At 69.8% G+C, this 20,894-nt stretch carries 21 protein-coding genes and 1 tRNA gene; 11 read left to right on the forward strand and 11 right to left on the reverse strand.

Going from position 1 to position 20,894, the window contains the following annotated elements:
• Nucleotides 1-239 precede the first annotated feature (239 nt).
• Both CK951_RS07020 and CK951_RS07025 read left to right on the forward strand, forming a co-directional pair.
• Nucleotides 240-545 carry a hypothetical protein gene (locus tag CK951_RS07020; RefSeq protein ID WP_096785467.1) on the forward strand — a complete coding sequence of 102 codons (306 nt, stop codon included), beginning with the start codon at nt 240-242 and terminating at the stop codon, nt 543-545.
• 90 nt (nt 546-635) lie between these two features.
• The gene (locus CK951_RS07025; RefSeq protein ID WP_096785468.1) at nt 636-1,652 is read left to right on the forward strand and encodes a serine hydrolase; all 1,017 of its coding nucleotides are present in this window, start codon (nt 636-638) and stop codon (nt 1,650-1,652) included.
• A gap of 251 nt (nt 1,653-1,903) precedes the next feature.
• On the opposite strand, the gene CK951_RS07030 is transcribed toward CK951_RS07025, so the two are convergent.
• The 9 genes from CK951_RS07030 to CK951_RS07070 all read right to left on the reverse strand — a co-directional run bounded on the left by CK951_RS07030 (nt 1,904) and on the right by CK951_RS07070 (nt 9,814).
• Nucleotides 1,904-1,978, reverse strand: a tRNA-Gly gene (locus tag CK951_RS07030).
• A 58-nt stretch (nt 1,979-2,036) separates the two neighbouring features.
• Nucleotides 2,037-3,236 carry an OpgC family protein gene (locus CK951_RS07035; protein WP_096785469.1) on the reverse strand — a complete coding sequence of 400 codons (1,200 nt, stop codon included), beginning with the start codon at nt 3,234-3,236 and terminating at the stop codon, nt 2,037-2,039.
• Nucleotides 3,229-5,016: a glucans biosynthesis glucosyltransferase MdoH gene (gene mdoH / locus CK951_RS07040; protein WP_096785470.1), complete on the reverse strand. Its 1,788-nt coding sequence runs from the start codon at nt 5,014-5,016 to the stop codon at nt 3,229-3,231. The genes CK951_RS07035 and mdoH overlap by 8 nt, the downstream gene beginning before the upstream one ends.
• A 3-nt stretch (nt 5,017-5,019) precedes the next feature.
• Nucleotides 5,020-5,220, reverse strand: a complete 201-nt coding sequence (locus CK951_RS07045; RefSeq protein ID WP_096785471.1) for a hypothetical protein — start codon at nt 5,218-5,220, stop codon at nt 5,020-5,022.
• Complete coding sequence (locus tag CK951_RS07050) at nt 5,220-6,866, reverse strand: glucan biosynthesis protein (protein ID WP_096785472.1); 1,647 nt, start codon at nt 6,864-6,866, stop codon at nt 5,220-5,222. Before CK951_RS07050 ends, CK951_RS07045 begins: the two co-directional genes overlap by 1 nt.
• A 345-nt stretch (nt 6,867-7,211) precedes the next feature.
• Nucleotides 7,212-7,484, reverse strand: coding sequence for a hypothetical protein (locus CK951_RS07055; protein WP_096785473.1), 273 nt, complete (start codon nt 7,482-7,484; stop codon nt 7,212-7,214).
• A gap of 117 nt (nt 7,485-7,601) precedes the next feature.
• The gene (locus tag CK951_RS07060) at nt 7,602-8,234 is read right to left on the reverse strand and encodes an acyl-homoserine-lactone synthase (RefSeq protein ID WP_096785474.1); all 633 of its coding nucleotides are present in this window, start codon (nt 8,232-8,234) and stop codon (nt 7,602-7,604) included.
• A gap of 126 nt (nt 8,235-8,360) precedes the next feature.
• Nucleotides 8,361-9,062, reverse strand: coding sequence for a LuxR family transcriptional regulator (locus CK951_RS07065; protein WP_096785475.1), 702 nt, complete (start codon nt 9,060-9,062; stop codon nt 8,361-8,363).
• A 92-nt stretch (nt 9,063-9,154) separates the two neighbouring features.
• Nucleotides 9,155-9,814, reverse strand: coding sequence for a LuxR family transcriptional regulator (locus CK951_RS07070; RefSeq protein WP_096785476.1), 660 nt, complete (start codon nt 9,812-9,814; stop codon nt 9,155-9,157).
• A 47-nt stretch (nt 9,815-9,861) separates the two neighbouring features.
• Here CK951_RS07070 and CK951_RS07075 point away from each other — a divergent pair, with 47 nt between their 5' ends.
• The 9 genes from CK951_RS07075 to CK951_RS07115 all read left to right on the forward strand — a co-directional run bounded on the left by CK951_RS07075 (nt 9,862) and on the right by CK951_RS07115 (nt 18,909).
• Entirely contained in the window at nt 9,862-10,344 is a 483-nt protein-coding gene (locus CK951_RS07075; protein ID WP_096785477.1) for an autoinducer binding domain-containing protein, read from the forward strand.
• Between the two features lie 232 nt (nt 10,345-10,576).
• The gene (locus CK951_RS07080; RefSeq protein ID WP_232520709.1) at nt 10,577-11,230 is read left to right on the forward strand and encodes a TetR/AcrR family transcriptional regulator; all 654 of its coding nucleotides are present in this window, start codon (nt 10,577-10,579) and stop codon (nt 11,228-11,230) included.
• Entirely contained in the window at nt 11,227-12,165 is a 939-nt protein-coding gene (locus tag CK951_RS07085; RefSeq protein WP_096785478.1) for an HlyD family secretion protein, read from the forward strand. Before CK951_RS07080 ends, CK951_RS07085 begins: the two co-directional genes overlap by 4 nt.
• A complete protein-coding gene (locus CK951_RS07090; protein ID WP_096785479.1) occupies nt 12,162-13,097 on the forward strand; it encodes an ABC transporter ATP-binding protein in 936 nt (311 codons plus the stop codon). Before CK951_RS07085 ends, CK951_RS07090 begins: the two co-directional genes overlap by 4 nt.
• Nucleotides 13,094-14,224, forward strand: a complete 1,131-nt coding sequence (locus tag CK951_RS07095) for an ABC transporter permease (protein WP_096785480.1) — start codon at nt 13,094-13,096, stop codon at nt 14,222-14,224. Before CK951_RS07090 ends, CK951_RS07095 begins: the two co-directional genes overlap by 4 nt.
• Before the next feature lie 72 nt (nt 14,225-14,296).
• Nucleotides 14,297-15,418 (forward strand): metallophosphoesterase, encoded by a 1,122-nt coding sequence (locus CK951_RS07100; RefSeq protein WP_096785481.1) that lies wholly within the window; start codon nt 14,297-14,299, stop codon nt 15,416-15,418.
• Entirely contained in the window at nt 15,415-16,431 is a 1,017-nt protein-coding gene (locus tag CK951_RS07105) for an AAA family ATPase (protein ID WP_096785482.1), read from the forward strand. Before CK951_RS07100 ends, CK951_RS07105 begins: the two co-directional genes overlap by 4 nt.
• A 692-nt stretch (nt 16,432-17,123) precedes the next feature.
• Nucleotides 17,124-18,053 carry an ATP-binding protein gene (locus CK951_RS07110; protein ID WP_096785483.1) on the forward strand — a complete coding sequence of 310 codons (930 nt, stop codon included), beginning with the start codon at nt 17,124-17,126 and terminating at the stop codon, nt 18,051-18,053.
• 112 nt (nt 18,054-18,165) lie between these two features.
• Nucleotides 18,166-18,909 (forward strand): phosphatase PAP2 family protein, encoded by a 744-nt coding sequence (locus tag CK951_RS07115; protein ID WP_096785484.1) that lies wholly within the window; start codon nt 18,166-18,168, stop codon nt 18,907-18,909.
• Nucleotides 18,910-19,022: 113 nt separating this feature from the next.
• Here CK951_RS07115 and CK951_RS07120 read toward each other — a convergent pair whose 3' ends face one another.
• Together CK951_RS07120 and CK951_RS07125 are read right to left on the reverse strand one after the other, a co-directional pair.
• Nucleotides 19,023-19,412 (reverse strand): DUF4112 domain-containing protein, encoded by a 390-nt coding sequence (locus CK951_RS07120; protein ID WP_096785485.1) that lies wholly within the window; start codon nt 19,410-19,412, stop codon nt 19,023-19,025.
• Complete coding sequence (locus CK951_RS07125) at nt 19,409-20,857, reverse strand: phospholipase D-like domain-containing protein (RefSeq protein WP_096785486.1); 1,449 nt, start codon at nt 20,855-20,857, stop codon at nt 19,409-19,411. The genes CK951_RS07120 and CK951_RS07125 overlap by 4 nt, the downstream gene beginning before the upstream one ends.
• Between the last annotated feature and the right edge of the window lie 37 nt (nt 20,858-20,894).

Below are 20,894 nucleotides of genomic sequence, written 5' to 3' on the forward strand. Positions count from 1 at the left end.
CATCGCATGGGCCCTTATCCATCGGTGCGGCCTCCGCGCGCGCCTTGCCGCCGCGCTCGCGGCGAGGGCGGGTGGGGGGGGAGGCGGCCCGGCGCCGGGCCGCTGCGCCCTGGCGCCGGGGCTCTCGGCGGGGCGGGCGTCATCGGGCATTCGGTCCCATTGTCGAACGCCCGCGGGGAAGCTATCGGATAGGCAGGTTCGGCGCACGGCGCCGATCGAGGGGAGAAGGATGTAGTAAGGTGTTCCAGTTCCTCGCTCTGTCCCTGGGACTTTCGCTGGTTCTGCTTCTGGGCGCGACCGAGATCGAGCGGCGGGCCATCGTGGCCCGCAGGCTGGGCCCCAACGGCCGCGCCATCCTTGCGGCGCTGTTCATCTCGGCGGTGGCCTCGCTCGCGGTCACGGTGGCGGCGGCCTTCGCCGGGGGCTGGATCTACCTGCTCCACGTGCTTGGCGCGTCGATCGTGTATCACGGCTTCATGGGCGTCTTCCTGGTTCATGGCCTGCAGGAAGTCTCCGCCCGCGTCGCCGAGCAGGCGATGCGCTGAGGCGCCCTGCGCCTGCGCGCAAACGTGAAGCCCATCGGCGCTTGACGCGGAAGGGTCGCGGTCCACCTCGCGGAGACGGAGGACGCCGCCATGCCGATCGATCGTCGCCAGTTTCTTGCCGGAGCCGCCACCGCGCTCGGCCTTGCCCTGCCGGCGGTCGCGCAGGCGCCACGCCGTCCGCGCCTCGCCGGCACGCTGGAGGCCGCGCGGTCGCTGCGCCAGCTCAATGCGCTGGTGGTCGCGCGGGGCGGGGAGATCCTGGTATCCGAGGCGCTGCGCGGGCCGTCGCCGGACCGGCCCGTCAACGTGAAGTCGGTGTCCAAGACCCTGGTCGCGGCACTCCTCGGGGCGGCCATCGACCGCGGCGTGGTGCCCGGCGTCCGGGCGACGCTGGGAGAGCTTGCGCCGGGGCTGATCCCGGACGGGGCTGATCCCCGTGTCCGCGCCCTGACGCTCGAGGATCTGGTGAGCCTGCGGTCGGGGCTGGAGCGCACCTCGGGCCCGAATTACGGCGCCTGGGTATCGAGCGGGAACTGGGTCGCCTTCGCCCTGTCGCGTCCCTTCGTCGCCGAACCGGGCGGGGCGATGCTCTATTCCACCGGCAGCTTCCACATCCTCGGCGCGGCACTGGCAGAGGTTTCGGGCCGCAGCCTGCTTGCGCTCGCCCGCGACTGGCTGGGCGGGCCGCTCGACATCGCGATCCCGTCGTGGACGCGCGACCCGCAGGGCTTCTATCTCGGCGGCAACGAGATGGCGCTGTCGCCGCTCGCCCTGCTGCGCTTCGGCGAGATGGTGCGCACGGGCGGGACGTGGGGTGGCCGGCAGGTGCTGTCGCGCGACTGGGTCGACCGCTCGCTCACCCCCCGCACGCGGTCGCCATTCTCAGGGCTGGACTACGGCTATGGCTGGTTCCTCGGCGCCTCTGCGGGAGAGAGGCTGGCGCTCGCGCGCGGCTATGGCGGGCAGATCGTCTGCCTGCTGCCGGACCTCGAGGCGACGGTCGTCATCACCTCGGACCCGACGCAGCCCGCCCGCAGCGGGGGCTATTTCGGCGACCTCATGCGGCTGGTGGGCGAGGTGGCGGTGCCGGAATTGCGGGCAGCCTGACGGTGGCTGTTGCGGCAACGAGTCGAGCCATGCGCCGGAAAAGGCAGGCGGGCATCCGGCAGCGGAAGAACCCGGCTGTCCCGCCGGCATATGCCCCACCCGGCACGACCCGGAATGGCAACGCCTGGCCCGCGCGGGGCGTGTTGCAGCGGCGGGCCGGAGCCCGTCCGACATCCGCACTTTCGGGAGGGGCCGGCCGTCGCAAGGCCGGAAATGACGAAGGGCACCCGCAAGGGTGCCCTTCTGTCGTCTGGAGCGGGCGATGAGATTCGAACTCACGACCCTTACCTTGGCAAGGTAATGCTCTACCCCTGAGCTACGCCCGCGCTCCGTGGGCCGGGTATTAGCCGAGGCGTTCGGCGGCTGCAAGAGCCTTCTTGCACCTCATGCAATTCCCCGAGCCTCGACCGCCGGAACCGCCGCGAAGGTCGCGGGCGCCACCTTCGCCGACGCGCGCGCCGCGCCATGGTGCTTCCAGCGGTCGGCGAGCCAGGCCACGAGGAACTGCACCGACAGGCCCGTGGCCAGCAGCAGGGTGTCGAACAGGAAGTGGTCGCCCGTCACGTCCTTGATGCCCTGCATCACGAAGCACAGCACCGTGCCCGTGGCGAAGACCTGCAGGGCATGGCGCCCGAGCAGCGCAAGAGGCTCCGTCACCGGAGAGGCCGCAAGGCTGCGCACCCAGCCCACCGTCGTCAGCAGATAGACCAGCGACAGAACGTGCAGCAGGCGCGGCACGGTGGCGAAGGTCTTGTCGAAGGCGGTGACGTAGAAGGGCAGGCCCAGCTCGGTGTTCAGGATCCACATGAAGTGGTTCATCGCCTCGTTCACGGCCGGGACCTTCAGCCAGAGAAGCGACAGCAGCAGATAGGCCGCCGAGAGGAGTTGCAGCCACGGCAGCACCGGCACGAATCGCTGTCCGCGCTTCAGCGCCACCCCGGTCAGCAGGCCGCAGACGAAGATGATCTGCCAGGACAGGGGGTTGAAGAACCAGCCGCCTGCGTTGGGGAAGTTCGGCAGGTTCAGCCGGAACTGACCCGCGGCGGCCCACAGCAGCACCGAGGCCGCCAGAAGCGTGCGCGGCCAGCGCAGCGCCGCGATGAGCAGAAGCGGCGTCACCAGGAGCAGCGTGGCATAGAGCGGCAGGATGTTGGTGTATCCCAGCTGATGCGTCAGCGCCGGCACGCCGATCATGAAGCCGAGCGGCTTCTCAAACAGCACCCAGACCTGATTCTCGTGCAGGAGTTGCGGGGCCGCGAACCAGAGCGCGAAGGCCGCCGAGATGGCGATGGCCCAGACCGTCGTCAGCATGTGGACGAGGTAGAGCGTCCACGCCCGCCGCCAGACCTTGCGGGCCGCTGCCCAGGAAGGCTGCCAGAAGCCCTTGGAGTAGGCGAGGCCGGCGGCGATCCCGGACATCAGCACGAAGGCCTCGGCCGCGTCCGAAAAGCCGAAGTTCCGGCTGGTGAAGTTCTCCCATACCGTGCCGGGCACATGGTTGACGAAGATCATCACCAGCGCGAGGCCGCGGAACATGTCGAGTCGCTTGTCGCGTCCCGCCTGTATCGATCCCCCGTCAGGCATGTTGCACCGCCAGCGCCATCCCTTCCTCGGGGGCCTGGCTGTTCTGCCAGTCGGCCAGGATCGCTTCATGAGCGAGGAGCACCGGGGTAGGGGCCATATCCAGCGGGGTGGTGAAAAGCGCGGAACAGCTGCGCTTCGAGGTGCTCATGATGACGAGCGGGGAAAGGATCATCGGAATGGCCACCGGAAGAAGCCAGGGCACGAGGCCCGGCGCGAAATAGTAGGTGGCGCCGATGCCGACGAGGCCCCAGGTGACGATCCAGTGGCTGGCCATCCAGGCCTCGGCCAGCGTCAGGCTGCCGTCGCCGCGGTTGTTCGTGGGCCAGCCGCCGTCACGTCCCAGCACGACCTGCAGGACGGAGCGGGTCTGGAACGCCATCAGGATCGGCGCGATGATGCTGGAGAAGGCAAGCTCCGCCAGGGTGGAGACGAGGACGCGGAAGGCGCCGCCAAAGCCCGCGGCACGGCCGGTCAGGATCGCCTCGAAGGCGATGAGCAGCTTCGGCAGCAGCAGCAGGCCGAAGATGCCGACCGCCAGACCGATGGCCTTCCAGGTCTCGTCCGAGGGGAAGACCGGGAACGGCCAGTAGGGCACCGGGAAATAGTCGAGCGGGGGCGCGAAGAACGGCGCCGCGATCGAGGCGAGGATGAATCCCAGCCAGAACAGCGGCGCGATATAGGCCATGATGCCCTGGACGAAGACGAAGCGGTTCCAGGCCCGCAGCCCGGGCGCGAACAGGATCCGCCCGTGCTGCAGGTTGCCCTGGCACCAGCGCCGGTCTCGCTTGGCGTGATCCACGAGGTTCTCGGGGCCTTCCTCGTAGGAGCCGCCGATGTCGTCGTCGAACCGCACCGTCCAGCCCGACCGCGCCAGCAGGGCGGCCTCGACATAGTCGTGGCTCATCACGGGGCCGCCGAAGGGCGGCGGGCCGCTCAGTTCGGGCAGGCCGCAGCTTTCCGCAAAGGCGCGGACGCGGACGATGGCGTTGTGTCCCCAGAACGGCCCGGTCTCGCCCTGCATCATGGCAAGGCCCCGCGCGAAGATCGGCGCATGCAGCGCAGCCGAGAACTGCATCGACCGGCCGAAGCGGGCCTTCGCCTTGGTGACGGCGGGCAGCGTCTGCAGCAGGCCGAGCCGCGGCTCCGCCTCCATGCGGCGGACCATCTCGACGAGGGTCTCGCCCTCCATCAGGCTGTCGGCGTCAAGAATGACCGCCAGCTCGTAGGCGGCGCCGGACTTCTGGATGAAATCCTCGATGTTGCCGGCCTTGCGGCCCTTGTTCACCGGGCGGCGGCGGTAGAAGATCCGGCCCTCGGCCTCGCGCTCGCGAAGCAGCCGCAGGAACCAGAACCGCTCGCGCGCCGCGATGGTCTCGTCCCGCGTGTCCGACAGGATCGCGAAATGGAACAGGTCATGCCAGGGCGTCGCCGCCAGCGAGGCATCCATGGCCGCGATGCGCGAGAAGGTCGCCACCGGATCCTCGTTGTAGACCGGGACGAGGATCACCGTCTTCGCCGCGATGGGCGCATTGGGACGGACATTCGCCGGCCGCCGCGCGCGCGTGAACAGGCCGAGCACCGCATGCGCGGCACCCCAGGCCAGCCACGAGGTCGAGACGAGGATCAGCACGCTGCGCGTGATGTCCATCGAGTCGAGTCCGTCGGTCGAGCCGAACTGCAGAAAAAGAAAGAAGGCCCCGGCCGACGCGAGCAGGCTGATCGCCGCTGCGAGAAGGCGCGAGGCCAACGTGACGGCGCGCAGGCGCCGCACCGCGGGCATGGCTCAGAGCCCCGGCCTCGGGGCACGGACCCCGAAGAGCCGCAGCACCGAGAACAGACCGCTCGGGGTCGGCTCGAGCTGCTGCTTGGGCATGGCACAGGGCGCGGCCGGAGGCGCGCCGAGACTGTCTACGAGGGCCGCGATATCCTCGACCGTGGCGGCCTCGTGGGCTTCGGTCCGGAACGTGTCGGCAGGGTGCAGCATCAGGCTTTGTTCCACTGATAGAGCCAGGTTTCCGAGAGCTTGCGTCCATAACCGGCAATGTGAGCTGCCAGTTCCACCGTGGCCCCCTCGGGTGCGGCCACGTCGAGAACGAGACGCCATATGTCCATGTCGTCGAGTCGTTCAAGGGTCTGCGTAACAATTTGTCCATGCTGGACCGAGGCGACGGCTTCGATCTCGGCATCGGGGGGCAGGCTGCCCAGCAGGCCGCCCTTGAAGTCTATGACGAACTTGCGTGTTTCCCCGTCATTCTCCGTGCCCGAGACGCCGCCGTGACCGGCCCGCGTCTCATGGATATGGGCAAGGTCGGACGGTTCTTCGACCGGCAGGGCGCCCCAGCGCAGCCGATAGGCGAATTCGCGCGCATCGCCGGCGGCAATCTGCCCTTCCGGGACCCAGAAGGCAACGATGTTGTCGTTCGTCTCGTATTTCGTCGGGATCTCGACCAGCCGCACGACGCCCTTGCCCCACTGGCCGATCGGTTCCACCGCGACCGAAGGGCGGCGCTCGTAATGCGCCTCGGCGTCCTGATAGTCCTCGAAGGCGCGCTTGCGCTGGAGCAGGCCGAAGGAGGCGATGTTCTCCTCGCCGAAATAGCTGCTCGCAAGGCGCGGCGGGTTGTTCAGCGGCCGCCAGAGCGTGTCGCCATCAGCCCGGCGGATTGCCAGCCCGTCGCTGTCGTGCACGTTCGGCCGGAAATCGTCGAAGCTCGCACGGTTCTTCTCGCCGAACAGGAACATCGAGGTCAGCGGCGCCACGCCGAGCTGCGCGACAGGGCTGCGGAAGAACAGGCGGGCGGTCACCTCCATCACGGTCTCGATGCCGGGGGTGATGACGATCCGGTAGGCGCCGGTCACGCTGGGGCTTTCCATGGCGGCGAACAACTCGGCCGACAGGTCGCCGGCCCCCGGACGCTGGAAGTAGAAGCGCGAGAAGCGCGGGAATTCCTCGGGCGAGGCGGTCGCCGTGTTGATCGCAAGGCCGCGGGCCGAGATGCCGTAGCCGTTGCCGCGGCCGAGCGCCCGGAAGTAGCTGGCGCCGAGGAAGGCCACCAGTTCGTCCGACACGTCCGGCCGGTTCAGCGGGAAGTTCATCCGGAAGCCCGCGACGCCCGGCAGGTCGACATGCTGCGCCACGCGTTCCGCAAGGCCGTTGCGGTATTCGAAGTCGTCGGTGGAGAACTTCATCTCCTGCACGGTGCCGTCGGTGATGTCGAACAGCCTGACCGGCGCACCGAACAGCCAGCCGAGGTGGAAGGCCTGCACGCGGAACATGCTGTCGGTGTCGGCCCAGCGCGACCGCTCGGCGAGGAAGTTGATCGAGCGGTAGTCGTCATACTTCAGTTCGCCCAGGAAACCGGTGAGGTTCTCGGGCTCGACATGCGGCTTGGTGGCGGCGAGCCGCATCTCCTCGGTCAGCCAGTCGAAGCTGAACTGCTGCGGTGCGGCAACCGGCGCCTCCGGCTGCGCTTCCGGGACCACGGGCGCTGCCGGCTGGGGGGCAGGTGCTTCCTGCGCGCGCAAAGGCAGCCCGAAAAGGCCGCCGGCGGCGAGGGCAAGCGACGAACTTGCCGCCGAAAGAAGCACGCGGCGGTTCAGCCGGGCGGAGGGTGTGGCGTTCAACGACATATGATGCGGCGACGTCCGGATTCCAATGAGTTGGGCGGTGCAACTGCGAGATTCGCACCGACCAGCAATATGGTTGTGTGCTAGGCACTTGCAAGGTCGGGTGGTGCCGCAGGCGGCTGGTAAGCGTGCTTTCGCCGAACTTGTGTGCAAATCGGCGCAGGTCCCCCGGGGCGCCATGGCGCTGCATGCGCGAAATGCCCCGCGCGGTGCAAAATCGCCCGGATGCTGCGGTGCAGACAGGCAGCGGAGAGAAAATGCCGCAGGGCGGAATGTGCGGCTTTCCGTCGGGTGAGTCGGGTGGTGGCGCGGGGTGATCGGGCAGCGCGGCGACGGCCGGGGACGGACTCAGTCGCGGCGCTCGGGGCGCGGGCCGTGCAGCAGGACGAGACGCTCGGCGCCGGCGTCATGCTCCGGGTCGGACGGGCGGCGGACGGCCGGCGCGACGCGCTCGGCGGCCTGAGACAGGGCGTGCTCGACCTCGTGCAGCTTGTGGCGCTCGGCATAGCCGATCAACGAGATCAGGTGCGGCACGAGCCAGGCATGCTCGCCCTGCGGCCTTCTGGGCCGCCGGGCAGCAAGCTGCGTCACGTTCGTCAGGTCATGCTCCGGCTTCGCCATGCTTTGTCCTTCCGATTTCGGGGCGGCGCTCCGTTCTGCCGACGCCTCCGAAGTGCCCCTGCACGTTGCCTCGTGCAACATTCCTGTCGTTCCGACCGGCGGGAAGCCGCCGGCCCGTCAGGCAAATACAGTCTGGGGTTGCATCACGTCGTGACGGATACCGGAGAAGTCGCGAATCCTTGCCACACGCTCTTCCGAACAGTCCATCAGCGCCGCCAGCGCCGTGACCTTTCCCATCGGCTTCGGCGTGCCAAGATAGCCGTGCGGGGCATTGCCCGAACGCTTCAGCACCCGATCCATCACCGGGTCGATCACCGCGACCGCATCGGTGACACCGGCGGACATCGCGAATTCGAACGCGCCGATCATCACCTCGCTGGTGACATAGGCGATCGAGTTGCGCGACCGGCCACCGGAAAGCCGCTCGGTATCGACGCAGAAACGCGTGGCTTCCCAGCAGGTTGCACTGCGGAGCGGGGGCTCGCCGTCGAGGATCGAACTGAACACGTCCGAGAGCATGTGCGGGCCGGTCGTCTGCAGCAGCCGCATGCAGCCCACCACTTGGCCGTCGTCGTCCACGCTCACGACATGGGCCGGGTCAAGCTCGTCGAAATTGTCGCGCTCCATTCCCTGGGACACCTTCACGTCCCAGCCAAGACGATCGGCAAAGACCCGCTTGCGCAACCTATACATGTCCTTCACGAGGGATGCATGCTCGTGTAAGTTGAGCGAGTCGATGATGAAAATCATTGGTTGAGTCCCCAAGGTTGCGTAACATACGGCTATAGTTGCGCAATCCCTGCTTTTTCGGCTATCAGGGGAATCCCGTATCGCGGGCCCTTTCGGCGTGCTTTCTCTTCAGGGGGATGGGCTAGGTCATCTGGGGTAGACCAGCCCCAGCCCGATGGCGCGACCCACTGCCTGAACGGTGGAAAGCGTGCCGAGCTTCTCGCGTGCCGAGCGCAGGTGAACCTCGACGGTGCGGTGCGATATGCCGAGGATGTCGCCGATGTCCATCTGCGACTTGCCTGCTGCGACCCACTGAAGCACCTCGATTTCGCGCTGGGAGAGCCTCGGCTGGCGCAGCGCGCGCGAGATCACGTCCGAGCGCATCACGGCGTCGTGCAGGTGCACCGCCGCCACCTGAAGCTGGCCGATGACGGCGCGACGCAGCTTGTCCCATTCCGGACGCGGGCAGGCGCGGGTGACTGACAGAAGCCCACGGTCACCGTAGGGGCCGCGGACGGGCACCGTCATGCCCTGGGCGGAGATGCCGAAATCCTCTGCCGCGAAGAAGACGGCATGGAAGCGCTCGTCCCGCTCGAACCGGCTCCAGTCGACGGGGGCGATGCTTTGCGCCGACTTGTGGATGGTCGGGTCCACGCGGTGCAGGTTGCGTCGCATGTAGTGCATCTTCCAGGCGTCGGGGTAGTTGGCATAGCCCTGCACCGCGCCGGTGACCGGGCTCGTCGTGGCGTAGGACGCATAGTCGAACCCCAGGGTCGCGCAAAGCTGATCGAGATATTCGAGAAAGTTCTCGTCACTCGAAGTGACCGTGCTGAGGTCGATGATGTCCATTCTGCCGGCTCCGCTCCGGCCGTGCTGCGTGCCGGCAAGCCTTTCTTACCATGTTTTCCTGGCCGAAGGGAGGCGCCGCGGACGCCTTTCGGTCACAGAATCCCGCGGCTGGCGGCCACCGACGCCGCCTGGGCGGCGGTCTTGGCATTCATCCGCTGGGCCGCGCCCTTGAGGCGGGCCTTGACCGCGCTCTCCGAAATTCCAAGCGCATAGGCCATCTGCTTGTAGCGCATCCCGGTGGAGAGCATCCGCAGCACCTCGACCTGGCTCTCGGTCAGGGACTGCGGTTCGTTCACATGCAGCGCGGTCAGCATCTCGCGCAGGTCCTGGATCTCGGAATCAGTGAATTCGCGGTCGGAACGTGCGAAGATGCCGAAGCTCTTCTTCGGGACGGTCCCGCGTCCAGCGAGACAGATCGTCGCGCCGAAGCGCATGCCATACTGTCTGTAGCGGGCCATGACGCCCAGCGGATCGGCAAGGTCGATGGAACTCCAGCGCAGCGAGCCCTGGTTGGTAAAGGTCCACCGCATCAGCGGGTCCTGCAGCGCAAGTCCTCGTGCGGTATAGAGTTCGACAAATGGTTCCGGAAAGGTATTCAGTTCATCCTCCGGCGAGTAGAACCCGAGGCGGAGGGCGACGTAGAAGCCGGCCTGTGCTATCTGCAGGAACGCTCCCTTCATGTCCGACAGATGCATAAGCTTGTGCTGTTCCATTGTTATCCGGCAAGCCGTAAACTGGTAGTCGCAGGGCATGATGCCGTGCCTCTTTTTGATACACAACCTCCGGGCCGATACAAAGCATGGTAAACGTTCTGCGCGTGCGTGAGCTTCTTTCGGCTGTGGCCGCCCGCTCCGACTGGCACTTCGCCATCGGCGTCCGCATCCGCTTCGCAAATCCGACGCTGCTCTACCAGACCTACCCCGAGGCGTGGGTGAACACCTACGCCGAGCAGGCGCTGATCTTCGTGGATCCGACTGTGCGGTGGGGGATGGAGCACCCGGGCATCTGCCGGTGGAGCGAGTTGAGTGACCAGGACGAGGCCGGAGTCATGGCAAAGGCAGCCGATTTCGGGCTGCGCTACGGCATCGTGGTCTCGGTGGGCGAGGCCTCGGCTCGCACGCTGGGTTTCTTCTGCCGGCCGGAGCGGGAACTGACCGATGAGGAGGCCAGCTTCGCGCTGGAAACGGTTCAGGTCCTGCACGACGAGACCAGCGGCATTGGCCAGCTGAGCGAGACGCAACTGGCCGAGCTGCGCAATCTGGGAGCGGGGTTGCGGCACTAGACCGGGGCGTGCCCGCGACGGCATGTCGCAGCTGGATCGCCTCTTCTGACGTAGCGTCAACGCTTCTCTTGTGGCGCGGACCTTTGGGGATTCGACGCGCTTCAGGCTGCGCGGCCGGCGCGGCGCCCCGACGCCGCGCCCCGATCCAACCAAGCGCTGCCGCTGCAGACCACGGCGGTGACCTGCGCAGGTCCGCATTGCAACTAACTGACCGGTCGGTTAGTAATGGTGCATGGTGGAACGAGCGGCTCCCGCGACACGGCCCGACCAGACCCCCCGGTTCCGGAGGCGGGCAGAGGCTCGGCCGGATGAGGTGCTCGACGCGGCGCTGGACCTGTTCTCGCGCAAGGGCTTTGCCGGCACGACCGTCGAGCAGATCGCGCGTCACGCCGGCCTCTCGAAGGCTGCGGTCTATCTCTACTTTCCCTCGAAACAGGCGCTGCTGACCGGCCTCGTGCGGAGGGCGATCGTGCCGCTGGCCGACGAGGCGCTGGCGCGTATCTCCTGCCATCGCGGGGATCCTCGGCCGGTGATCCGGCAACTGGCGGGCCTGCTTGCCGAGCGTCTGGCCGATCCGAAGGTCTTCGCCGTGCCAAGCCTTGTGCTGCGCGAGGCCGCCTCGGCCCCGGAGGTCGCCGCCATGTATCGCGCGGAAGTGCTTGAAAAGGTGCTGCCGGCCCTGCGCGGCCTGATCGCGCAGGGGGTCAAGGGCGGCCATGTCCGCCCGGTGGATCCCGACCTTGCCGTCCGCAGCATCGTCGGGCCGATCTTCGTCCACCTTCTGCTGTCCCATGTCTTCGGCATCGGCGAGCCCCGGCTTGATGCCCTGCTCGAGACGCATCTTGCCATCCTCTGCGCGGGGCTGGAGCCGGAGCGCGCGCCATGACCTTTCCCGACACGATCCTCGGCCTGTTCGCGGCCCTCCTCGGGGCGGGGGAGCCGCAGGTCTGGAACGGCTATGCCGAGGCGGACACGATCCTCGTCGCGCCGGTCAGCCCGGGGCGGATCGTCACCGTCGCCGCCGGCGAGGGCGATCTCGTGACCGCTGGCGACCCGCTGGTGGAACTGGAAGGCGACGCCGAGAAGGCCGCGCTCGCGGCCACGCACGCGGCGGTCGCGGTGGCCGAGGCCAATCTGGGCAACCTGCGCACCGGAGGCCGGGACGAGGAGATCGCGGTGATCGCCGCCTCGCTGCACCGGGCCGAGGCGGATCTGGGTCTTGCCTCGATCACGCTCGACCGTTCGGAACAGTTGCTGGCGCAGGGCCGGGTGCCGCAGGCCACGGTGGATCAGGACCGCGCTGCGTTGACGGCGGCCGAGGCGCAGGTGGAGCAGTTGCGCGCGGAACTCGCCGTGGCGCATCTGCCGGCGCGGGAAGGCGAGCGGCTGGCCGCCGAGGCCGCGCTGCGGCAGGCCCGTGCCGAGGCCGATGCCGCACAGGTGGCGCTCGACAACCGCAGGCTCATCGCGCCGATCGGCGGCCGGGTGGAAACCCGGTTCCACGATCCGGGCGAGGTGGTGGCGGCCGGCGCGCCGATCCTGTCGCTCTACGATCCGGCACGGCTTCATGCCGTCTTCTTCCTGCCCGAGGCCGACCGCCTGCGCATAGCGCCCGGCACGCGGCTGGCGCTGACCTGCACCGGCTGCCCGGAGGGGCTGACCGCCACCGTCACCGAACTGGCCACCGATCCGCAATACACGCCCCCGATCATCTACAGTCGCGAGGAGCGCGCCCGCCTCGTCTTCCGCGCCGAGGCCGAACTGGACGCCGAGTCGCGCCTGATGCCGGGGCAGCCGGTGACGCTGGAACCGCTGCCATGACCGCGCCCGCCATCTCGGTCCGGGGCCTGACCAAGGTCTTCAACGGCCGCAAGGTGGTGGACGGCTTCGACATGGACGTGCCGAAGGGCGCGATCTACGGCTTCCTTGGGCCGAACGGCTCGGGCAAGACCACGACGATCCGCATGATGTGTGGCCTCCTCACCCCCGACGCGGGCGAGGGCAGCTGCCTCGGCTTCGACATCCGCCGCGAAAGCCAGCGGATCAAGGAGGCCGTGGGCTACATGACCCAGCGCTTCTCGCTCTACGAGGATCTGACGATCCGCGAGAACCTCGATTTCATCGCCCGCATGTATCGCATCGCCGACCGGCCAGCACGGGTCGGCAAGGCGCTGGAGGACCTCGGCCTTGCCGATCGGGCGGGGCAGCTGGCCGGGACGCTCTCGGGCGGCTGGAAGCAGAGGCTGGCGCTGGCGGCCTGCATGATCCACGACCCGCGCCTGCTGCTGCTTGACGAGCCGACCGCGGGCGTCGATCCCAAGGCGAGGCGCGACTTCTGGGACGAGATCCGCAGGCTTTCGGGGCAGGGCGTCACGGTCCTCGTCTCGACGCATTACATGGACGAGGCGGTGCAGTGCGACTTCATCGCCTACATCGCCTATGGCCGGAAGCTGATCGACGCGCCGGCGCCCGAGATCCCGAAGCGGCTGGGCCTCGAGACATGGCGGGTGGACGGCCCCGACATCGCGGCGCTCGAGGCCGAGCTGCGCGGGCAGCCGGACGTGCAGCAGGTCGCGCGGTTCGGCTCGGTGCTGCATGTCTCCGGCACCGACGCCGGGGCGCTCGACCGCCTCGCCGCCACCTTCGCCGCGCGCGGCACGCACCGCTGGCAGAAGCAGGAGGGCGGGCTGGAGGAGGCCTTCATCTGGCTCATGGCCTCGGCGCGGGACAATTTCGCAGGGGCGGCGCCATGAACTTCTCGCTGTCGCGCTTCCTTGCGGTGCTGTCGAAGGAGTTCATCCAGATGCGGCGCGACCGCGTCACCTTCGCCATGATGATCGGGATCCCGATCATGCAGCTCTTCCTGTTCGGCTTCGCGATCAACTCGGACCCGCGCCACCTGCCGACGCTGGTCGAGATGTCGGACACCGGCCCCGTCACGCGGGCGCTGCTCGTCGCGATGCACACCTCGGATTATTTCGACTTCCAGGGCACCGTGACCAGCCGCGAGGAGGGCGACCGCGCGCTCCGGGACGGCAGTGCGAATTTCGTCGTGGTGATCCCGCCGGGGTTCGAGCGCGACGTGGTGCGCGGCGTCTCGCCCGAGATCCTGCTGGCCGCCGATGCCTCGGATCCGACGGCCTCGGGCGGGGCGGTCTCGGCGCTGTCGGGGATCATCGACACCGCCGTCTCGCAGACCCTGACCGGCACGCTCGCACCCGAGGCCGCCGCACCGCCGCCCTTCACCATCACCGTGCACCGGCAGTTCAACCCCGAGGCGCGCACCGCGACCAACATCGTTCCGGGCCTTCTGGGCATCATCCTGTCGATGACCATGGTGATGATCACCGCCGTCGCCATCGTGCGCGAAAGCGAGAAGGGCACGATGGAGACGCTGCTGGCCACTCCCGTCCGCCCGCTCGAGGTCATGGTGGGCAAGATCGCGCCCTACATCCTCGTGGGCTATGTGCAGACGCTGGTCTTCCTTCTGGCGGCGCGGCTGATCTTCGACGTGCCCTTCCTCGGCTCACCCTTCGCGTTCTTCCTCGGCTTCAACCTCTACGTGGTGGTCAACCTCGCGCTCGGCTTCCTCGTCTCGACGGTGGCGCGGAACCAGATGCAGGCGATGCAGATCTCGTTCTTCACCATCCTGCCGTCGGTCCTGCTGTCGGGGTTCATGTTCCCGTTCGCCGGAATGCCGGGCTGGGCACAGGCCCTTGGCTCGGCGATTCCAGCCACCCATTTCCTGCGCGTCACGCGCAAGGTGCTGCTGAAGGGCGCGGGCCTGACCGAGATCCTGCCCGACATGGCCGGACTGCTGGCGATCATGGTGGTCATCGTCACGCTCGCCCTGCGCCGCTACCGCCAGACGCTCGACTGACGCGACAGCTTCTTACACCCTCCCGCGCTATCGGTCAGGATGCACGCCACCCGCCCGATTCCCGAGGGATCCATGAGCTTCCGCTTCCTGCACGCCTCCGACCTGCACCTCGGGCGCGCCTTCGGCACCTTCCCCGAGGCGATCCGCTACCGCCTGCGCGAGGCGCGCCATGGTGCCATTGCCCGCCTTGCCGCGGCGGCGCGAACCGGTGGGGCGGCGACGATCCTGCTGGCCGGGGACACGTTCGACGCCGAGACGCCGGCCCCCGACACGCTTCGACAGGCACTTCGCGCGATGGCGGCGGAAGTCGACGTCACCTGGGTCCTGCTGCCGGGCAATCACGACAGCCTCGGCGCTACCGAACTCTGGCGCCGTATCGCCTCGGATGCCGCGCCGAACCTCCGACTCGCGCTGGAACCGGCGCCGGTTGCGCTCGCGCCCGGCGTGACGGTGCTGCCCGCGCCCTGCACGCGCCGACGCCCGGGCCGGGACCTGACCGAGTGGATGGCGGAAACAGGCGGCAACGGCCTGCGCATCGGCCTTGCCCATGGCGCGGTGACGAGCTTCGACGGAGAGGAGGGCGCCCCCGGCATCATCCCGCCCGACCGCGCCACGAGCGCGCGGCTCGACTGGCTGGCGCTTGGCGACTGGCACGGCACGCTGCGGATCACGGATCGCTGCTGGTATTCCGGCACCCCGGAACCCGACAGCTTCAAGCATGACGCGGCCGGAGGCGCGCTTCTGGTGGCGCTGGAAGCGCCGGGCGCCGCGCCGAAGGTGGAGCGGGTGGAAACCGGCTGCTTCCGCTGGTGCGCGACCGGGCTTGCGCTGCTGCCGACCGAGGATGCCCCGGCCCGGCTCGCGGCCGCGCTGCCGCCGCCGGGCGAGCGGCGTGACACGCTGTTGCGCCTGACACTCACCGGTCGGCTGCCGCTGCCCGCGCGCGCGGCGCTGCTTCGGGCGGCCGAGGAGGCCGGGCCCGACTTCGGCTGGTTCGACTGCGACGCCGCCCGACTGACCGTGGAGGCCCGGCCCGACGATCTCGACCTGATCGACCGCGGCGGCGCGCTGCGCACCGCGGCCGAGGCGCTCCTGACCGACGCGGGCGATCCGGCGCTGTCGCCCGAGGACCGCGCCGCCGCCGAGACCGCGCTGGCGCATCTCTTCCGTCTCGCGCAGGAGGTTCAGGCGTGAAGCTCCGCTCGATCGCGCTGACCAACGTGCGCCGCTTTGCCGGCCGCCGTGCCACGCTGGACGGCATCGGCGACGGCATCACGGTGCTGGCCGAGCCGAACGAGTTCGGCAAGTCCACCTTCTTCGACGCGCTCCACGCGCTGTTCTTCGAGCGCCACCGCTCCCGCGCCCGCGGGGCCGCATCGCTGCAGCCGCATACCGGCGCCGCCCCCGAGGTCGCGGCCGAGATCGACCTGCCCGAGGGGCGGTTCCGCATCGAGAAACGCTGGCTCGGCCGCCCCGCTGCCCGGGTCATGGACGCCACCGGCCGGCTGATCGCGCAGGAGGACGAGGCCGAGGCCTGGATCGACCGCGCGGTCTCGGGCGGTCTCGCCGGCCCCTCGGGCCTGCTCTGGGTGCGGCAGGGGCTGCTCGGGCTGGAGCCCGAGGGCAGCAGCGCGGCAGAGAAGTCCGAGCGCGAGCGTCTGCTGGCGACGCGGCGCGACCTCATGTCCTCGGTCGCGGGCGAGATCGACATGCTGACCGGCGGTCGGCGGATGGATGCCGTGCTGGCGCGGGTGGCCGAGGGGCTGTCCTGCCTTGCGACCGACCGTTTGCGCCCGAAGGCGAAGGGGCAGTGGGCCGCCGCGATCGAGGAGGCCGAAAGCCTCGAGACGCGCGAGGCCGACCTTGCGGCCCGTGCCTCGGCGCTGTCGGGCGCCCTGTCGTCCCGTCGCGATGCCGAGCGGCAACGTCAGGCGCTGGAGGACCCCGACGCCGAGGCGGCGCGTCAGACCGCCCTTGCCGAGGCGCGCGCCGCACATGCCGCGGCTGCCGCCCATGCCGGCCGCGTGGCCCAGGCACGGCAGGAGGTGCGGCTGGCCGAACTCGCCGCCACTGCCGCCGCGCGCGACCTCGCGGCCCTCGAGACGCAGGCGCAGCGGCTGGGCGAGGCCGCCGCAAGTCACGCCCGCGGCGGTCGAGGAGACGCAGCGCGCCCTCGGGGTCGCGACCTGCGCGCGCGCCGACGATGAGACCGCCGCCGCGGTTCTGGAGGGGGCGCGAGCGGCCACGGCGGCGCTGCGCCTCCGGCTGACCGCCGCGCAGCGCGCCGTGCTGTCCGGCAAGGCCGCGCGCGACCATGCCGATCTCGCGGCGCGCCTTCACAAGGCCGAGACCTTCCGCCAGCGCGAGGAGGAGGCGCGCGCCCGGCTCGCGGCCCGTCCCTTCCGGCCCGAGGCGCTCGCCGCGGCCGAGGAAGCCGCCCTGACGCTCGACCGGCTGCGTGCCCGGGCCGAGGCGCGGGCGGTGACGCTGAGTTTCGACTATTACACGGGGGTCCGAGCGACCGTCGGGGGCAGGGCGATCGAGGTGCCTCTTCGCATCGATCGCCCGGTCGAGGTCGATCTGCCGGGGCTGGGACGGATGCGGCTCGATCCGGGCGAGCGGGCCGAGGACGACCTTCCCCGCCAGACCGCCGCGGCCGAGGTGGCGCTTGCTGCGGCGCTCGAGGCCTGCGCGGCAACCACGCTGGCCGAGGCGCGCCGCAACCTTGCCGAGGCTGCGGCAGATCGTGACGAATGCTCGCGCGCCGCCGAGCTTCTGGCCTCGGTCGCGCCCGAGGGGATGGCCCGCCTGCGGCAGGATCTCGCCCGCACGGCCGCCGAGGCTGCGGGCGCGCCACAGGACCCTGCCGAGGACCCGGACGCGGTCGCGGCGCTGCTCGATGCGGCCGAACTCGCCGAGACCGCAGCGGCGGCCGCGGCAGAGGCTGCCCGCCGCGCGGCGGCCGAAGCCGGGCCAGCGGCTTGCCCGGTCGGAGGCGTCCGAGGCCGCCTGCCGCGCCGCGCTTGACGCTGCCCGGGCCGAGGCGGGCGATGCGGCGGAGCACGCGGCCCGCGCCGAGGCCGCGCGCCATGCCGTGGCCGACACGGCCGGCCGGCTCGCCGCCGCGCAGGATCGCCTCGGCGCGCTCGAGGCATCGGCGCCGGACCTCGATACGGCGCAGGCGCGTCTCGACCGGGCACAGAGCGTGATCGACCGCACCGCGCGGGAGCGGGCCGAACTGGTGCGACGTGTGGCCGAACTCGACGGTTTCATCCGGTCCGAGGCGAGCCTCGGCATCGAGGAGGAACTCGAGGAGGTCCGTGGACGCCTTTCCGCCGCCCGTGACCGCGCCCGGCACTGCGAGGCCGAGGTGCGCGCGCTCGTCCGCCTGCGCCGCGCGCTGGAGGACGCCCGCACCGCCGCCCGCGACGCCTATTTCGGCCCGGTGACGGCCGAACTGCGCCCGCTGCTCGCGCTGCTGCACGAGGGCGCGGAACTGCGTCTGGACGACCGCACCCTGCTGCCCGCGGCGCTCGCCCGGTCCGGCGTCGACGAGGAGCTGGAGATCCTGTCCGGCGGCACGCGCGAGCAGATCGCCATCCTGACCCGTCTCGCCTTCGCGCGACTGCTCGCCCGGCGCGGCCAGCCCGTCCCGGTGATCCTTGACGACGCGCTGGTCCATACCGACGATGCGCGGATCGAGGCGATGTTCACCGCGCTGCACCGGATCGCGCGCGACCAGCAGATCCTGGTCCTGACCTGCCGCCAGCGCGCCTTCGAAGCCCTCGGCGGCGAGCGGGCTCTGGTGCGGATCGAGGATGTCGCCTGATCGGGACCGGGGGACCCGTGCCGGAGCCGCGTGCCCGGGGCCGGGCTCTCCGTCCCGAAGCCGGGCGCGGGTCCTCGCGGGAACCGAAACCCGCCGGAAGTCTTGAGGCGGCATGAGGGAAATCATTCGACAATCCCGGCGCCTCCGCCTTGCGCGGCTCGGCTCATGGGTGGAACGCCGCACCGTGGCGCTCATCCTCGCGATCTCGGCCGCGGGCTGGGCCTTCGCCGAACTTGCCGAGGCGATGGCCGAGGGCGGAGCCCATGCCTTCGACGAGCGCGTGCTGCTCTGGATGCGCAATCCGGCCGATCCCTCGGATCCGCTTGGCCCGCCGTGGTTCGAGGAATTCGCGCGGGACGCCACCGCTCTGGGCGGCATCGGCCTGCTCGCGTTCCTCACCTTCGCCGTGGCGGTCTTCCTCGGCCTGACGGGGCGCTGGCGGACGATGTGGTTCGTGCTGGTGGCAACCGGCAGCGGCCAGCTCTGCAGCTCCTTCGCCAAGCGCTTCTTCGACCGGCCGCGGCCCGATCTCGTCCCGCACGAGTCCTTCGTCTATACGGCGAGCTTCCCCTCGGGGCATGCCATGATGGCCGCCGTGACCTACCTGACGCTCGCGGCGCTTCTGGCGCGCAGCCAGCCGCTGTTCCGCGTCAAGCTGTTCCTGCTCGTCCTGGCGGTGATCGTCACGGTGATGGTCGGCGTGAGCCGGGTCTATCTCGGCGTGCACTGGCCCACGGACGTTCTGGCCGGCTGGACGGCGGGGTCGGCGTGGGCGCTTGGCTGCCTGCTCGTGGCGCGATGGTTGCGCCGGCGGCGGATCATCGAACCTGGAGCCGGTGACCGGAACGGCGGATGATCAAGCCGGCGGGCCGCTCTGGTCCGACCGGCCCGGCCCTCGTCGTCCGCCGCGTCAGGTCGGGTGCGATCCTGAGCGGGCGCTTCCGTCAGCATTCCGCTCCGTGCCATGGCTCACCTTCCTGTGGTGCGCGGCGCGCCTCCGGCCCTGCCGCCCCGCGGCCGGTTCAGGTCGAGATGCCGGCGCAGCAGCGCCATGTTGCGCAGGTTCGACCTGAAGGCTACGTCGAAGATCGTGCCGAGGACCGGGATGCTGCCAAAGACGAAATCCACCCCGGAATTCGCCGCCATGCGCAGGATGACGCTGCCGGGCACCCCAAGGCGATGCGCCCGCCAGATGAGCCAGGCGCCCGGCGCGAGTGTCGCCGCATCGCCGACGCCGGGGATGAGGCTTGCGATCCCGTCCCAGCCGAACCGGATGCCGAACAGGCTGAAGCGGGCGTCGAGCAGCCGTGCCAGCCTGTCGAGCCTCCGGATCTCGTCCTCTGCCTGCTCGGGCGTCATGGCGCCCGCTTCAGCCGTGGCGCGCGGCGGCTGCTCCAGATGCTCGAGACGCGCTCGGGGTCTAGAAGGTCGTTGTCGGCGATGATCTTCTCGCCGACGACACCCAGTTCGGGCGGCTCGAACGGGCGCAGCGACCGGCCGGGCGAGCGCATCGCCTCGATCGCCGCGATCAGCGATCCCTTGGCGGCCAGCGTCTGCTGGAAGCCGGACCGCTGCACGCCCAGATGCTCGGAGATCAGGTCGTCGCGCAGCGCAAGGATGCGCTCCTGCAGGCCGGTCTCATCCGGTCCCGCCTCGACCGACAGGTCGCATTCGGTGTCGAAGCCCATCGAGCGGTTGTTCAGGTTCGACGAGCCCACCTTCAGCAGCCGGTCGTCCATGGTCAGCACCTTGGCATGGACATAGATCGCCTCTCCCTTCAGCGTCACGGGATAGTAGATGCGGAAGCGGTCGAAGCGGTCGGCCTCGGCCAGCATTCCCAGCAGCCTCGCGCGCGAGGCGCCCATCACGCTCTCCTCCAGCCAGCCGTTCGCCGTGAGCGGGTTCACCACCACGATCTCGGGTCCGTCCGGCTCGCGCAGGCGGTCCGCCATCGCCTCGGCCAGCCGACGCGAGGCGAAATACTGGCTTTCGATGTAAAGGCAGCGCTCGGTCCGGGCGATGGCCTCGAGGTAGAGCGCCTCGATCTCGTGCACGCCCGGGCGGTCGCCATAGTCGGGGACGGTGCGGGAAATGCCGACCTCGACATCCTCGACCAGCGGTTCCAGCCCGTCGAGCCAGCGCGAGGTGCAGGCCGGCGGCGGGTCCAGCCGCTCGCCCGTGGCCTGCTCCCAACGCTCGCGCGCGAGGTCGCCCAGGGCACGGGCGGCCGGGCCGTTGACGGCGGTCGTCACGTCGTGCCACGGGCCATAGGAGCGCCGCGTGGTCGGCCGGCGCCGGCGCGGGTCCTCGTCCAGATGGTCGCGCGTGTCCCAGCGGTCGGCGGTCATGTCGATCCCGCCGCAGAAGGCCAGCGCGTCGTCGATCACCACGACCTTCTGGTGGTGGACCGAGGCCATGGGATGCGCCCCGTCGAGGCGGAAATGCATCCGGGCGTCGGTGATCCAGTCGAGCACGAAGAGCGGCGTCATCCCGCGCCCGAGCGCCTTCACCGCGCCAAGGTCCCATTTCAGCACCCGGATCTCGAGGTCCGGCCGGCTGCTCACCACCCAGTTGAGGAACCGCCCCAGCCGGTCGGGCGCCTTGCCGCGGGGCGCGCGCGGGTCGAGGCGGATGCGCGCGTCGAAATCCCAGGCGATCAGCATGACGCTGTGCCGGGCGCCGAGGATCGCCTGCTTGACCAGCGCGAAATAGTCGGCCGCATCGATGATGACCGCCATGCGCTCCGCCCGCTCGAGGCGCCAGCAGGTTTCCTGGGGGCGAAGGATGGGTCGCTGTGGGGTCATGGCTCCGGCGATCTTCGGGCTCTTGCCGCACCAATGA

This window comes from Rhodobacter sp. CZR27, assembly GCF_002407205.1.
In the GTDB taxonomy this organism is placed as follows: Bacteria; Pseudomonadota; Alphaproteobacteria; order Rhodobacterales; family Rhodobacteraceae; genus Cereibacter_A.